The sequence below is a fragment of the Vreelandella aquamarina genome, from assembly GCF_044805175.1.
Classification (GTDB): domain Bacteria; phylum Pseudomonadota; class Gammaproteobacteria; order Pseudomonadales; family Halomonadaceae; genus Vreelandella; species Vreelandella aquamarina_B.
In genome coordinates this window covers 2,280,048-2,295,503 of the sequence record NZ_CP085232.1, presented here as the reverse complement: position 1 = coordinate 2,295,503, position 15,456 = coordinate 2,280,048, and the positions used below count along the sequence as shown (strand labels likewise).

Annotated in this window: 10 protein-coding genes; all 10 read left to right on the top strand. The window is 52.3% G+C overall.

The genetic code is table 11. The features are described from left to right. Positions 1-450 precede the first annotated feature (450 nt). The 10 genes from LG300_RS10720 (at position 451) to LG300_RS10675 (ending at position 15,251) form a co-directional block, all read left to right on the top strand. A complete protein-coding gene (locus LG300_RS10720; RefSeq protein WP_404375308.1) occupies positions 451-1,842 on the top strand; it encodes a hypothetical protein in 1,392 nt (463 codons plus the stop codon). 155 nt (positions 1,843-1,997) lie between these two features. Continuing rightward, positions 1,998-3,263, top strand: coding sequence for a serine hydroxymethyltransferase (gene glyA, locus LG300_RS10715; RefSeq protein ID WP_404375306.1), 1,266 nt, complete (start codon positions 1,998-2,000; stop codon positions 3,261-3,263). 244 nt (positions 3,264-3,507) lie between these two features. After that, positions 3,508-5,262 (top strand): type I secretion system permease/ATPase, encoded by a 1,755-nt coding sequence (locus LG300_RS10710; protein WP_404375304.1) that lies wholly within the window; start codon positions 3,508-3,510, stop codon positions 5,260-5,262. 1 nt (position 5,263) lies between these two features. Then, positions 5,264-6,643, top strand: a complete 1,380-nt coding sequence (locus LG300_RS10705) for an HlyD family type I secretion periplasmic adaptor subunit (RefSeq protein ID WP_404375302.1) — start codon at positions 5,264-5,266, stop codon at positions 6,641-6,643. Beyond that, positions 6,643-8,076, top strand: a complete 1,434-nt coding sequence (locus tag LG300_RS10700; protein WP_404375300.1) for a TolC family outer membrane protein — start codon at positions 6,643-6,645, stop codon at positions 8,074-8,076. The genes LG300_RS10705 and LG300_RS10700 overlap by 1 nt, the downstream gene beginning before the upstream one ends. A gap of 30 nt (positions 8,077-8,106) precedes the next feature. Next, the gene (locus tag LG300_RS10695; protein ID WP_404375298.1) at positions 8,107-9,453 is read left to right on the top strand and encodes a UDP-glucose dehydrogenase family protein; all 1,347 of its coding nucleotides are present in this window, start codon (positions 8,107-8,109) and stop codon (positions 9,451-9,453) included. A gap of 18 nt (positions 9,454-9,471) precedes the next feature. Next, entirely contained in the window at positions 9,472-10,347 is an 876-nt protein-coding gene (locus tag LG300_RS10690) for a glycosyltransferase family 2 protein (RefSeq protein ID WP_404375296.1), read from the top strand. A gap of 18 nt (positions 10,348-10,365) precedes the next feature. Further along, complete coding sequence (locus LG300_RS10685) at positions 10,366-11,427, top strand: class I SAM-dependent methyltransferase (RefSeq protein WP_404375294.1); 1,062 nt, start codon at positions 10,366-10,368, stop codon at positions 11,425-11,427. 12 nt (positions 11,428-11,439) lie between these two features. Next, a complete protein-coding gene (locus LG300_RS10680; protein WP_404375292.1) occupies positions 11,440-13,896 on the top strand; it encodes a glycosyltransferase in 2,457 nt (818 codons plus the stop codon). Further along, positions 13,893-15,251: a glycosyltransferase gene (locus LG300_RS10675; protein ID WP_404375290.1), complete on the top strand. Its 1,359-nt coding sequence runs from the start codon at positions 13,893-13,895 to the stop codon at positions 15,249-15,251. The genes LG300_RS10680 and LG300_RS10675 overlap by 4 nt, the downstream gene beginning before the upstream one ends. Positions 15,252-15,456 lie beyond the last annotated feature (205 nt).

Here is a 15,456-nt window from a genome sequence, read left to right as displayed (position 1 = left end):
CCGTCTCAATCATCGCGAGCGGAAGCTCCCTCCTACAACAAGCCTGATCGATTCCAAGTAATGAGCTACCTCCGTGGGAGGCCAATTTATTGGGCGACGGCGGCGCCAGCCGCCCTTAGCCTGCCGAGGGACCAGTGCCTTTATCATCGCGAGCTAAAGCTCCCTCCTACAACAAGCCTGATTGATCCCAAGTAATAAGCTACCTCCGTGGGAGGCCAATTTATTGGGCGACGGCAGCGCCAGCCGCCCTTAGTCTGCTGGGGCACCAGTGCCTTCATCATCGCGAGCTAAAGCTCCATCCCACCATGGTTTATCGCTAAAGACTGGCATACCAGCTCCCTCCTGCAGCAGTTTCTCGCCATAACTACATCACCAATCCACCCCTCTTCTTGAGATGGCGGTGGTGTGGCTTGGTGATATGCTGAAGGTATCACTTAAGGGGGGCATGGTATGCGGACGCGTTGCTTAGTGAAGTTAAGCGTTACGGGGCTATCGCTCTGGTTTGTCTCAGCGGCGGCGAATGCGTCGGTTCAGCAGCTAGAGGCAGACCTGCAAGCAAGGCTGGCAGGCGATGGCGCTAGTATGGCCATTGGGCAGCTAGTGGAAGAAGCCAACAGTTACGTGGCGGAAGATGTCGCGATTACCTATGCCAACGGCGATTTACTTTCCATCGCCCGTTACCGTGTGCAAGGCAATTACGCCGCTCCTAATTCGATTACGCTGGATGGCCTCAGTATCAGCGAAGTAGGCATGAACACCCCCGTGCTCAGCGTGGGCGAACTGGTGCTGATGGAACCAGAGGCCGCCGTGCCCGCACTGGAAACCTTCAAGGCAGAGGGCAGCGTACTCAAGGCGTTAAACGCGCGCGATATCACCTTCCGGTTAGAAGGCAGCATGGCCGAAGAACTGGCGGCAGAGCTGGATAGCAAAGCGCTCGCTGGCTACCTCTCTATTGACTCCCTCGATCTAGAAGCAGTGAGCAGCGCCGCCGTGGGCTTGATGGCAATGCAAGGCATCAGCGGTGAACTAAACGACCTAGAAACAGGCATCTCTGCCACCTTAGCCCTGGCGGATATGCGCCTTGAAGCGTTAGAAGGGCTCGACCACCCAGGGGAAGAGCGCCTGGAGCATGGCGAGCTAAACGGCTTCAGCCTGATAGGCGAGGAGTGGAGCGTACTGCTGGAAAACGCCTGGGTAAAAGGCAACAGCTATATAGGAGAGGCTGGTTTCAGTGGTGCCGAGTTTGATCTTGGCGAGTTAATCCACCTCGTTCCGCCCGCCGAGCGTGAAGAGCTGCAGGCCATCAACCGTGTGCTAACAGGTGGCACCGGGCGGCTAAGCGCTGAAGGCCAAAGCCAATCGCAATGGCGTGAAGAGGGTGGCTGCCACCGTCTCACGTCGGAAGGGTTTTTAAATCTAAGCGGGGCGGGTAGCCTTGAGTTTTCAATGGATCTCCCGGTTAGCCTGCCCAAAGGCGCTACGCTCGAACAGGCCACGCAAAACCCCGCACTGTTTGAAGCCGCCACCTTGCACGGTGGTAACGTCGTGGTGGCCTACGCTGATGAAGGCATGTTGCCGCGCATTGCAACGGAAATGGCCGCCCAAGAGGGGATCAGCGAAGAGCAGGCGATATCTGAAGCCTGGGCTCAGGCCCGGCAGCTGGGGCCGCTGCTTGGTCCACAAGTAACGAAGTTAATGGTAGGCATGGTAGATATTATGGCGGGCAAAGCCCAGTCATTGACCGTTAATGTGGCGCTGCCCGATCCGTTTATGCTTAACCAATTCATACTCAACCCCATGAGCAGCAGCGAGCGGCTCACCTTCACCTTTGAGCTGAAATAGCGTGGTTGTCCAGTCGGTCAGGTTTTTGATTCGGCTGGCAACATGAAACATGCTCATGCACCACCTGACGCGGATGCGATGAAAGTCGCGTCAGGCTGCGGTATGATAGCCGCCTCGCTTCTCCATGATGATCCTTTCTAACGAGGTTCCCGCCGATGTTCAGCCGCGATATGACAATTGCCGGATTCGATGATGCGCTCTTTGACGCGATGCAAAAAGAAGTGGCACGCCAAGAAGCCCACATCGAACTGATTGCTTCTGAAAACTACGCCAGCCCCCGCGTACTCGAAGCGCAAGGCAGCCAGCTGACCAACAAATACGCCGAAGGCTACCCAGGCAAGCGCTACTACGGCGGCTGTGAGTTTGTCGATATCGCTGAAAACCTGGCCATCGACTACGCCAAGCAGCTATTCGGCGCAACCTACGTCAACGTTCAGCCGCACTCTGGCTCCCAAGCCAACAGCGCTGTTTTCCAAGCGCTGGTCACACCGGGCGACACCATTCTCGGTATGAGCCTGGACGCGGGCGGCCACCTGACCCACGGTGCCAAGCCCAACTTCTCTGGCAAGCACTACAACGCCATTCAGTACGGCCTGAACGAGCAAGGCCTGATCGATTACGATCAAGTCGCTGAACTGGCCCGTGAGCACAAGCCGAAAATGATCATCGCCGGTTTCTCTGCCTACTCACAAATCGTGGACTGGGCAAAATTCCGCGAAATTGCCGACGAAGTAGGTGCTTACTTGTTGGTAGATATGGCCCACGTATCCGGCTTGGTCGCTGCTGGCGTTTACCCCAGCCCGCTGCCCCACGCCCATGTGGTAACCTCCACGACCCACAAAACCCTGCGCGGCCCGCGTAGCGGAGTGATTCTCTCAGCCGAGAACAACCCTGATATCGAGAAGAAGCTGCAGTCGGCAGTTTTCCCCGGTGGCCAGGGTGGCCCGCTGATGCACGTGATTGCCGCCAAAGCGATCTGCTTCAAAGAAGCGATGGAGCCAGAGTTTAAAACCTACCAGCAGCAGGTAGTGAAGAACGCCCAAGCCATGGCGAAAGTATTTATTGACCGTGGTTACGACATCGTCTCCGGTGGCACCGAAGACCACCTGTTCCTGCTGTCACTGATCAAGCAGGGCGTGACTGGTAAAGATGCGGATGCCGCCCTTGGCCGCGCCCACATCACCGTCAACAAAAACGCCGTACCCAACGACCCGCAAAGCCCGTTCGTGACCTCTGGCCTGCGTATCGGCACCCCGGCCGTGACCACGCGTGGCTTCGGTGAAGAAGAGTGCACCCAGCTGGCGGGCTGGATTTGTGACATCCTCGACGTACTGGCCAAAGGCGAAGACACCAGCAGCGTCGAAGCACAAGTGCTCGATAAAGTCGCTGAAGTTTGTGGCCGCTTCCCGGTTTACAAATAAGCTGATTGTCAGTAAGTTTGTGTTAAGGCTCTCTCACAGTCTCTCCTAGGCTACGGAAAGCCCAAGAAACGGGCACCCTCACAGGGTGCCCGTTTTTTGTATCACCAAGGCAACATGCAGGCTAGCGCTGTTGGAGAGCAGTGCAGGGCGAGCAACCCTACCCCCTGGAAGGGCATTTCTGTTATGCTGCCGCGATTAGTTTTACCTGCACTTGACGCCTTTTCGATTCAACGGTGAACCCTTCATGGCAAAGCAACAGGAAGCAACGGATCTGCAGCGCGCGCTAAAAGCCTGCAAAGGTTCGTTTGTATCGGTCGGTTTTTTCAGTATGTTTGTCAACTTACTGATGTTAGTACCGCCGATGTACATGCTCCAAGTGTACGACCGCGTACTCACTACCCAAAGTTTCGACACCCTGCTCATGCTCACTTTGGTAGTGGTGTTCCTGTTTATGATTATGGGCGGGCTGGAGCTGGTACGCTCGCGGATGCTGGTGCGGGTAGGCAACCGGCTAGATACCGCCATTAACGAGCGCCTTTACAGTGCCATGTTCCGCCGCAGTTTGGTCGCACAAGGCAGCCAAAGTGCCCAACCGTTGAACGACCTAACCAGCCTACGCCAATTCCTTACCGGCAACGGCCTGTTTGCCTTTTTTGATGCCCCCTGGGTGCCGGTTTACCTGGGCGTACTGTTTCTATTCCACCCCTGGCTGGGCGTGTTTGCCACCTGCGCGGGGGTCATCTTGCTAGCGCTGGCCATTGCCAACGAAAAGGCCACCAAAAAGCTACTCGCCGAGGCTAACAGCGAGCATATCCAAGCCCAAAACCTGGCGAACTCCAACCTGCGTAATGCCGAAGTGCTGCACGCCATGGGCATGTTGCCCGGCATTATGGGGCGCTGGTCGAAAAAGCATCACGAGTTTCTATCCAAGCAGTCCCAAGCCAGCGACCGTGCCGGTGCGTTAACCAATACCTCCAAAATACTCCGCCTGCTATTTCAATCGCTCATCCTAGGCTTAGGGGCGCTACTGGTATTAAGAGGTGAGATGACCCCCGGTATGATGATTGCAGGCTCGATCGTGATGGGACGGGCACTAGCACCTATCGACCAAATGATTGGCGGCTGGAAAGGCTTTGTTGGTGCCCGTGGCTCCTATGAGCGCCTAAACGAACTGCTCACCCAAATCCCCAGCGAACAGCGCAAAATGTCGCTACCCGCGCCTAAAGGTGAAGTAGCCCTGGAAGGCGTAGCCGCAGCCCCCCCCGGTGCCCGCATGGCGACCATTCGCGGTATTAACTTCTCTGTACCTAAAGGTGAACACGTCGGCATTATTGGCCCAAGTGCGGCTGGTAAATCGACCCTGGCGCGGGTGCTGTTAGGTATCTGGCCCTCGCAAGTGGGCGATGTACGCTTAGATGGCGGTGTTATTACCCAGTACAACCGCGATGAAATTGGCCCCTATATTGGCTACCTGCCCCAGGATATCGAGCTGTTTGACGGCACGATTAGCGAAAACATCGCCCGCTTTGGCGAGATAGACCCGCAAAAAGTAGTTGATGCCGCCAAGAAAGCAGGTGTGCATGAAATGATTCTCGAACTGCCGAACGGCTACGACACCATCATTTCCTCCACCAGCGGCGCACTATCCGGCGGCCAGCGCCAGCGGGTGGGGCTTGCCCGTGCGCTTTATGGCAACCCAGTGCTGATCGTACTGGACGAACCCAACGCCAACCTGGATGACGCAGGCGAGCGCGCTCTGGCACAAACCATTGCCCAGCTAAAAGCGGAAGGCACCACGCTATTTGTGATTAGCCACCGCACCAGCGTACTGAAAAGTATGGATAAACTATTGGTAATGAAAGAAGGCCAGGTCAGCATGTTTGGCCCCCGCGACCAAGTGCTAGCCCAGTTTGCCAAAAAGCCACGCTCCCAAGTGAGCCAGCAGAACTCGGCACGTTTATCAGCAATACCCGGCGGTCGCGGAGGCGAGGAGAAGTAACATGAGCAACGACCAACGCAACCTACCCGCAAACCGGGAAATAGACGTCACTCCCAGCGGCCCCACCACGATTGATGGCGAAGCCTCGGAAAAACTACCCACCAGCGACAAAGGCTATCGCAGGCTCGGGTTTGGCATCCTGCTGATTGCCCTGGGCGGTTTTATCCTATGGTCAATAACGGCCTCGCTAGCGATTGCCGTGGTAGCGCCAGGCAGTGTTTCTATTGAATCCTTCAAACGCACCGTACAGCACCTGGAAGGCGGCATTGTGCGCGAACTGCTGGTCGAGGATGGCGACAAAGTGGAGGCCGGCGAGCCGCTAATTGTGCTAAGTGACACCCAGGCGCGCTCTCAGCTGGAAATTGCCCGCTCGCAATACCTCATCAACCGCGCCATGGAAGCACGCCTGCTAGCCGAGCAGGAAGGTGCGGAAATGATGGTCATTCCTGAAGATATTCAAGATGCCGACAGCCCCCGCGTGCAGCAGATTATTGCCGTACAGCAAAGCCTGTTCACGGCGCGCCGCCAATCGCTGATCAGCACGCTGGAATCCCTGGATGAGCAGATCATCCAAATGCAGGAACAAATCGACGGGCTAGAGCAACGTATTTCGGTGAATACCCAGCGTATCTCCTCGCTACGCTCGGAAGCAGAAGACTTCCGCTCGCTCTACCGTGAAGGTCTGGGCGACAACCAGCGTCTGCGCGAGCTAGAGCGCCAAGTGTTGCAGTACGAAGGCGATAACGCCGAATTCCGCGCCAACATCGCCCAGCTGCGTTCGCAAATCAGCGAAAACCGCATGCAAAAAGAGATTCAGCAGCAAGAGTTCCAGAAAGAAGTGGGCGAACAGCTGCGGGAAGCTCAGGCGCAAATTGCCCAAGCCGAAGAGCAGATTGTCTCGCTGAGCGACCAAGTAGAGCGCACCGTGATTACCGCCCCGGTATCCGGCACCGTGGTAGGCCGCCAAGTGCACACGGTAGGCGCGGTGATTCGCGGTGGCGATACCATTATGGATGTGGTGCCCTCTAACGATGGCTTTGTGGTGGAAGCCCGCATTCCCACCCGCGATATCGACAACATCTACATCGGCCAGTTTGCCGAGATCCGCTTTAGCGCCTTCAACCAACGGCTGACCGATGTGATTGACGGCGAAGTGATCCACGTCAGCGCCGACAGTTTTGAAGATGAAGCCACCGGCGAGCGCTACTACCGTGCACGGGTTCGCGTGACCGAAGAGGGCTACACGCAGATGAACGAACACATGCAACTGCTCTCGGGTATGCCGGCTGAAGTGATGATCCGCACCGGCGAGCGCACCTTCGCCAGCTACATCGCCAAGCCCATCACCGATATGCTGGCACGCGCCCTACGGGAGGACTAATGACACGGACGCTAACACGCCTCACTCCGTTGGCGCTGGCGATCGGCATGCTCGCGGCACCTTATGCCCACGCCCAGCAAGACCCGCCCGCAGGTAGCGAGGCGATGGCAGAGCTAGCCGCCCTAGAGCAAAACAGCGAGCTGCCCGCAGCATTGCCATCGCTGCCCGAGCTATTTGCCCGTGCGTTAGAGCACGACGCCGACCTCTCTCGCCAGCGCTATGAGCTAGCCGCCACGCGGGAAGAAGTTCCGATGGCGCGCTCGCAGCTGCTGCCGCAAGTCAGCGCCACCGGCGGCTACCTATGGCAAGACTCCACCAATATTCAAACCTCACCGGACGACTTCGGCCTCGACCAGCCTGCCCAGCGCCCCGGTGAGATAGAAGAACAGTATTGGCAGCTGCAGTTACAACAACCGCTATTCAGCCTAGAGCGCTGGCGCGGTATGGATGTCGCCAGCGCCCAGGTGGATGCGGCAGAGCTGCAGCTTGCGGTGGTGGAACGGGACCTCGCCCTGCAAGTAAGCGAAGCCTACGTGCAAGCCTACCTCGCCTCCCAGCGTTTGGGGCTGCTGGAATCACAACAAGCGTCGCTAGAGCTGCAAGTGCGCCAAGCACAGCGCGCGTTTGATTTAGGCGTAGGCGACCGCATTAACCTGCTGGAAGCCCAGTCGCGCCTAGACCAAGCCATCTCCGATGCCGTACTGGCAGAGAACGAGCTGGATAACGCGCTCAGCACCCTGGAACGGCTGACCGGCACACAGCCCGAGTTCCGTGGCCTAGCAGTAGGGGAGCTATCAGAAGTGACCCTGCAAAGCGAGTGGGGCAGCCAAGATGACTGGATCGCCCGCACTGGCCAAAATTTAGACGTGCTACTGGCCCGCCAAGAGCAGCGCATTTCTGAAGCCGATGCCAGCACCCGCCGGGCAGGCTACTACCCCGAGCTAAACCTCAACCTCAGCTACTCCGACCGCCAAAGTGACGACGAGCTAAGGGAGAGTGAAGACTACCGCGCCAGCGTAGAAATGAGCGTGCCCATTTACCGGGGCGGTTACACCACCGCCAACGTGCGCCAAGGCGAACGGCGCATTGATGCCCGCCAAGCAGCGTTTGATAACCAGCGTAATTTAGCCGTGCAGGAAGTGCGCCAGCGGCTACGCTCATTAAACGGCCACGTACGCCGTATAGAAGCGCTGAAGCAAGCGATTGCCTCCGGCGAGCTGTTTCTGGAAGCTGCCGAACGTGGCGAACAGCTTGGCCTGCGCGATTTAGTAGACGTACTGGATGCCCGCGCAAGTCTTTATGACCAGCGCATACAGTACATTGATGTGATTGGTGAATACGCGTTAGATAATTTAGCACTTCAGTCGGCTATTGGTAATTTAGAAAGTGAAGACCTAGTCGATACGATGACGTTGTTATCAGCGATAAACTAATTGAGCAAGATTGATTTAGACGGTAGGTTTATGAAGATCACAATTTTTGGAAGTGGTTATGTTGGTTTAGTCACAGGAACGTGTTTTGCTGAAGCAGGTAATAACGTTGTTTGCGTGGATGTTGATTCGGAAAGAGTAGAAGCATTAACAAAAGGCGAAGTGCCTATTTACGAGCCAGGGCTTGATAGTTTAGTTGCCCGAAATGTTAAAGAAGGTCGTCTACATTTCACCACGGATGCAAAATGCGCTGTAGAACATGGTGATTTTCAGTTTATTGCTGTTGGTACACCTTCGGATGAAGATGGTTCAGCCGATCTAAAGTATGTGCTTAAAGTAGCTGAAACTATTGGCACATATATGACTCGTCCATGTATCGTTATTAATAAATCGACCGTGCCGGTGGGAACGGCCGATAAAGTGAAACAAACCGTACAAGCGGCACTTTCCTCTCGTGGTGAACAAATCTCCTTTTCTGTTGCGTCTAATCCTGAGTTCCTCAAGGAAGGTGCCGCGATTGAAGACTTTATGCGCCCAGATAGGATCGTCATTGGTACGGATAATGCAGTAGCTGCTGAAAAACTAAAACAGCTATACTCTGCATTTAACCGGAATCATGACAAGCTCATAAGTATGGATATACGCTCGGCGGAACTAACCAAGTACGCTGCTAATGCCATGCTGGCAACAAAAATAAGCTTTATCAATGAAATGGCTGTTTTGGCTGAAAAGCTAGGTGCTGATATCGAAAATGTTAGACAAGGTATCGGCGCTGACAAGCGAATTGGCTACCACTTTATTTATCCAGGATGTGGCTACGGTGGCTCTTGTTTTCCGAAAGATGTTAAGGCGCTAAGTGAAACTGCAAGGCGAGTGGGGTACCCAGCGAGTTTACTAACCGCCGTTGAAAATGTTAACCAAGTTCAAAAGAAATTACTATTTGAGCGCATTTATAATTATTTTAATGGTGACTTGAAAGGCAAGAAAATAGCATTGTGGGGGTTAGCATTTAAACCCAATACCGATGATATGCGTGAAGCTCCTAGCCGTGTACTTATGGAAAGTTTATGGGAGCACGGAGCATCCATTAGCGCCTACGATCCTGAAGCGATGGAAGAAACGGGTCGGATTTACCCCAACCATCAAGGGCTGGAGCTGGCAAGTGATGCCTATGTAGCGCTAAACGAAGCTGACGCATTAGTGATTTGTACGGAATGGCGTGTTTTTAAAAATCCAGATTTCGATGAAATGAAACAGCGCTTAAAAGCACGGTTAATTTTTGATGGTCGTAATCTATATGATCCGCAACTAATGCAAGAAGAAGGGTTTGTCTACTATGGAATAGGGCGTGGTGTAAGTATTTCCAGCCCAAAAATCTGAGGCCAAAAGAGTTTCTCAGTGAAAACATCGAAAACACCCTATCTTTTCAGCATTATAGTGCCAGTGTACGAACACTGGCACCTTATTCCCTATTTGCTCCATGCCATCAGTCAACAAGATGTGCTAGAAAATAGCTATGAAGTGATTTTAGTCGATAATGGTTCGCAAAATATTGTTGTGCCGAAGCAATTGCCGAATTATGTAAAAATTATTCACTGCCAACTACCAGGGTCTTATGCAGCCCGTAATCAAGGTGCAAAGCTAGCGCAAGGCGAATGGCTAGTGTTTACCGATGCCGATTGCGTGCCTGATAAGAAGTGGCTGGCCGCCTACAAAGAAGCTATTGAAAGCTATGAGGATATCAGTTGCTTGCTGGCAGGGCCTATCAGTATGGTGCTAGAAGGGAATGATCAAAATCCCTATGCAATTTATGACTTAATAAAGGGCATACCTCAAAAGCGCTATTTTCAAAAAGGGTATGCTGCAACGGCTAATTTAGTAGTAAGCCGCCAAGCGTTTAACAAAGTAGGTGGCTTTGACGCAAAGCGCTTCTCGGGGGGAGATGCTGCATTTTGCCGAGCGGTAGTCAATCAAAATACCCCTTTTTATTGGGTAGAGACAGCTGAAGTATGTCACCCCACAAGGACAACTTGGCTAGAAATAGAGACGAAAGCCAGAAGAGTAAAAGGCGGGCAATGGTACTCCAATGCTCGTCTCTATTGGTTATGTAAAACCATCTTGCCACCCATTTTGGAATGGTCCCGTTTTTTAAGAAAATCCAACCACTCGTTACGAAATAGGCTTTTAGCATGTTGTGTGCAAAGTCGCGTATGGTGGGTAGAGCTTAAAGAGATTGCTAAATTGTTCGCTGGGCATCGCGCCGAGCGCCAATAGATAACAGGTAAATGAAAAATGGAAAAGATGCCAGTAAGCCAGCAAGCTAGTCAAGAAGCGGTCAGCCTATTTGATGCAGAAGCGCTAAATGTGATGGCCTGGACGCCAAACTACTTAGTTAATTCTGCCTGGCTTGAACATTTGCCATTTGCCTTTTGGTTAACACTCGTACAACGCCCAACCTGTTTTGTCGAGTTGGGCACCCACCGAGGCGCCTCATTTTTTGCTTTTTGTCAAGCCGTATCAAAACTTCAGCTACCAACACGCTGCTACGCGATTGATAACTGGCAGGGGGATGAGCATGCTGGGCATTATGGTGAAGATATCTACAAAGCAGTAAAAGAGCACAATGAAGAACACTATTCTCGTTTTGCGCAGCTGCTAAGAAAAGACTTTAATGAAGCGGTCGAGTATTTCGAGGATCAAAGTATCGATCTGCTGCACATTGATGGCTTTCATACCTATGAAGCCGTCAAAAATGACTTTGAAACCTGGCTTCCAAAGCTCACTGAGAACGCAGTGGTCATATTTCATGATACCAACGTTCACGAAAGAGAATTTGGCGTATTTAAGTACTTTGCAGAGCTGAAAGAAAAATACCGCCATTTTGAATTTTCGCACGGTTATGGTTTAGGCGTGATTTTTCTAGGCACTCCTCCTGAACAAATGCATTTTTTGAATGATGAAGAGTTACCGCCTGCTCAGAAATATCGAGTAGAGAACTTGTTTGCTCGTTTAGGCGCGGCGGCTAAGTTTAACGTGAAATTAAACGAGGCTAAGCAAAAGCTTGAAGAGCGGCGCATAGAGTTAAAGAGAAAGGAAGATAAGATTAAAGTCGTTGAGCTTGAGTGCAAAGAAGCAATCGCTGAAGCAAAAAAAGAAGCAGAGGCAGCAATATCTCAAAGTAACGCGCAGTGGGAAGAGTTTGCCGCTATAAAAAATAAAGAGATAGCTGAGTTAACTAAACTGCTGCTGAAAAAAGATAAGCAGATGGAAAAAATCACATCCTCAACCTCTTGGAAGCTGACGGCTCCATTGCGCACAGTAGTCAATAAACTGCGCCAGTTAACATCAAAGTAACAGGGAAGTGGCATGAAAACGGATGCAAAGGTAAGCGTGATGGATGAAAATGCTAAGGTCGTGGTAGACGAAAACTGGTACCGTGAAGCCTATCCCGATGTAGAGCTAACCGGCTTAACACCTCAAGAGCACTACCACTACATTGGTCGCCAACTAGGTCGCAAGCCAAAAGGTGACATAGACAACTATTTTATCAGTGAGTCACAGCGCGCTGCTATTAAGCAAAAGATGCTGACGCTCAAAAAGCGCCCTGCGCGTTATAAGAAAAAAGCACATCATCGTCAGTCGACAGAGGCACTGCGCTATGCCTTAATAGAACAGCTTAGTGTTGCCAGAAACGAACATACTGCAACGCCATATTACAAAAAATTGATTAAGATTTTAAAAAATAATGCGGCTATAGAACCGCTAGTCGCCATTCAAGCGTCATTGCAACAGGTGGAACTGCAGCGCCAGGGGCAAGTGCCAAACCCCAGTGGCCCGCTCGTATCGATCGTGATGCCTACCTGGAACCGAGCAGATCTTATCAATGACGCCATCTCGTCTATTTTTTCGCAAACCTATCAAAGGTTTGAACTGCTAATTTGTGACGATGCCAGCAGTGATAAAACAGTAAATATTATCGAAAGCCTTAAAGACGAGCGTATCAAGCTCTTCAAACAGACCAAGCGGCAAGGAGCGGCTGCGGCACGCAACCGCTGCCTTGAAAATGCGTCTGGAGAGTACATTGCTTACCTGGATTCCGATAATATCTGGCACCCGCGGTATTTAGAGCTCATGCTTGAGCATATAGCTCAATGGCCTAACCACGGAGTGTATTATGCTGACTATTTAGATGTACAGCTTAATGATGGCACCGATGGCGTTTTGAAAGCAGTCAAGAGCCAAAACTTTCACCTTGAAGATCAAATAGAAGCCCCCTATATCGACCTGAACTCTATTGTTCATGGTAAATTTTTATACGATTTATTTGGCGGCTTTGACGAATCCTTGAAACGGCGTCAAGACTACGAACTGCTGACACGTTACTGCTGGGGAAGGGCAGCCAAGCACATTCCGCTAGCATTGAATCTATACCAGCGTATACCCAATGCTGGTCAAATCACTGAGGTTAATCGTAATGATGTTGGCTCACTAAACACTATCGAGCGTAAAATACAAAAGGCGTATGAAAAAGGGCAGCCCGTTCACTTTCCCGATTGGGTAAAGAAAGTGACCGTCATTTCCTGGGATATGAGCCGCAACCACTTTGCCAAAGCCTACTCAGTGGCAGAAGCGCTCTCCCAGCAAGTGGAGGTCGAACTAGTATCGTTTCGTTTTTTCGAAGTGCCTGTCTTCAAACCCCTTGAAGAAGCCAAACCCAGCTTTACCGTAAAATATTTTGAAGGTGCTGATTTTCCTGAATTTTTTGATACAATGGCAAAAGCAGTAAACGCCATTGAAGGGGATGTCATCTACTGTGTGAAACCCCGCTTAACATCCTTTGGGGTAGCTCTGCTAGCCAACTATCATAAAGGGACGCCTATTTTCCTGGAAGCGAATGACTTAGAAACAGTCGTCGCCTCCCCCAAGGCCAGCGACCAACATATCGAATACCCGCTAGAAGCGGTCTTTGAGCATATCCAGCAAGCCCAAACACCCTACGAGCTTATTTGGTCGCAGGTGCTTGAGCCCTGCGTAGCGGGTATCCCCACGCTGTTTACGCATAATGTTAACCTAGATATACACTATGGCCGCCGTGCCCACTACATGCGTAACATCAAAGACGCGAGTGTGTTTAACCCAGCTCGCTTTAACCGCGAAAACGTGCGTAAAGAACTAGGGTTTCAGCCCGAAGATAAAGTCATATTCTTTGGCGGGTTAGTGCGCAAACATAAAGGAATTTTTGAGCTAGTAAAGCTACTAGAGAAGCTCAAAGACCCAAGCTACAAACTGCTTGTAGTGGGTAGTCGCGAAACACCGGATTTACAAAAACTGGTCAAAACACACAAAAATGTTCAAGTGCTGCCGCCCCAGCCACCGGAAAAAATGGCCGAGCTTAACTACGCGGCTGATTTTGTTGTCCTTTGGCTAGACCCCGCAGTACGCGCATCTCACTACCAAAGCCCCTATAAGATGAGCGATGCGTTGGCAATGGGCCCTGCCATTATCGCCTCACCGATTAGCGATCAGGCGGGCTTTGCACATCACGACATCATGTGGCAAGTCCCCTTTGGTGATTTTGATGCGTTAGTGGAAACCATCAAACACATCAGCGCCAACCCCGAAGAGCGAAAGCGTCGCCAACAGCGTGCACGCCAGTTATTTCTGAGAGAGTTTAGCTATCAAGCTGTGCCCAGTGCTTTTGCCAGAGGAGCGGTGCAAGTTACCCAAACCAACGCCGTATACCCCATTGCGGAGCGTTTTGCCCACTTCTTTAGCGAGTTTGAAAAGCGCAGCGTTGAAATAGCCGAGGGAAATACGCCATGAAAATCGCCATTAAAAACCCCTCGCCGCTCGGCCCTCAGCTCACCAAGTGGGGCGACTATCACTTCGGCCTATCGCTTCAGCAAGCGCTAGAAGCGAAAGGGGTAGAAGTCGTACAGCATTACTGGCCCGAGTGGGACAAGCAAGAGGATGAAGACGCTGTTCTAGTCCTACGGGGAAAACGCCGCTATCAGCCAACGGGCAAGACGCCCGCCTACTTATGGGTAATGAGCCACCCGGCGTCCGTTTCCCCTGAGGAAATCGCGCTCTACACAACCGTGTTCGTGGCCTCTGATACACACCGTCAGCTATTAAAAGGGCAGATTACCACGCCCATAGAGCGGATGCGGCAATGCACCGACACCACACTATTCAAGCGTGACGAGCGAACGTTAGAAGAAAGCATTCGGCAACGCCGCGATATTATTTTTGTTGCCAATAGTCGAGGTGTAAATCGCGACATGATGCGCTGGGCAGGGGAGGTGAGCCTTTATCCCGCGTTGATAGGCCGTCATTGGAAACAGGCAGGGCTACAAAGTCGCGTTAAGCAAGAGTACGTTGACAACCACGAGCTCCCGCAGCTTTATCAACAATCGCGAATGACGCTGAACGACCACTGGGGCGACATGCACCACTACGGCATCATCAATAACCGTATTTTTGACAGCTTAGCGTGCGGATTGCCCATCATGACCGACACCTTCCCAGAGCTTGAAGCGCTCTGTGGGCCTAGTGTTTTGCATGTTCGTAATCCTGCAGACTACCTAGCAGCCATACGTTACTACACGTACCACTATCCAGAGCTTATTGAACGCACCTGGGCCCTCTGGGACAAAATTGGCCACGACTACTCATTCGATGCGCGGGCCGAGCAGATCATTGCCACTATAGAGCAACAGCCCGCTACCCAGTCGGCAACCGTCGTCGACACAACGCCTAAGCCCCTACACCAACCCAGCCCGCTCCCCCAGTGGGTAGACAAAGAGTGGAATAAAAAAGCCCCCTGTCAGCTACTCCACCTCGACCCAACGCTCGCAGGTATACAAGCGTTGTTTGCCCACCCTAGCATCAACTACCTCAGTGCTGGATTAGGCAACGGCCCCTGGCATGTGCCGCTGGAAACCCGCTGTACCCACCTAGCCGAAGACCGCTTCGACATGATTGTGCTAGAAAAACTAGACGCACTTGAAACCTTGGATGAAAGTGAGCGTCAGACATTTCTTAACGCACTCTCCAAGCGCTTAAAAGCAGGAGGGAAACTGCTAGCACCAACGCTACCGCAGTGGCTACAAGACACTGTTCAAAAGGCCGGGCTAACCACAACAGCCCACCAGGAATACAGCGTCAGTCGTAAATAAACACGGCAACAGCATGCAACATTTAGATACCAGAAAAGGAAGTCACCTTGGCGTCGATGGCGAACGTTAAGCACTATTGCACCGCTCTTTACCGCTTTTTGCGCCGGCAGCCGTTAGCGCGAGAAATGCACCGCCGTCTACAAGGAGCAAAAACCCGCGTGCCGGTCACATGGCCAAGCCCTGCATCTGCAGGGCAGCCGCAACC

Bases quoted from the DNA above. Each gene is read 5' to 3' on its own strand.
- LG300_RS10720 (WP_404375308.1), top strand. From the start codon at position 451: ATGCGGACGCGTTGCTTAGTGAAGTTAAGCGTTACGGGGCTATCGCTC.
- glyA (WP_404375306.1), top strand. From the start codon at position 1,998: ATGTTCAGCCGCGATATGACAATTGCCGGATTCGATGATGCGCTCTTT.
- LG300_RS10710 (WP_404375304.1), top strand. From the start codon at position 3,508: ATGGCAAAGCAACAGGAAGCAACGGATCTGCAGCGCGCGCTAAAAGCC.
- LG300_RS10705 (WP_404375302.1), top strand. From the start codon at position 5,264: ATGAGCAACGACCAACGCAACCTACCCGCAAACCGGGAAATAGACGTC.
- LG300_RS10700 (WP_404375300.1), top strand. From the start codon at position 6,643: ATGACACGGACGCTAACACGCCTCACTCCGTTGGCGCTGGCGATCGGC.
- LG300_RS10695 (WP_404375298.1), top strand. From the start codon at position 8,107: ATGAAGATCACAATTTTTGGAAGTGGTTATGTTGGTTTAGTCACAGGA.
- LG300_RS10685 (WP_404375294.1), top strand. From the start codon at position 10,366: ATGGAAAAGATGCCAGTAAGCCAGCAAGCTAGTCAAGAAGCGGTCAGC.
- LG300_RS10680 (WP_404375292.1), top strand. From the start codon at position 11,440: ATGAAAACGGATGCAAAGGTAAGCGTGATGGATGAAAATGCTAAGGTC.
- LG300_RS10675 (WP_404375290.1), top strand. From the start codon at position 13,893: ATGAAAATCGCCATTAAAAACCCCTCGCCGCTCGGCCCTCAGCTCACC.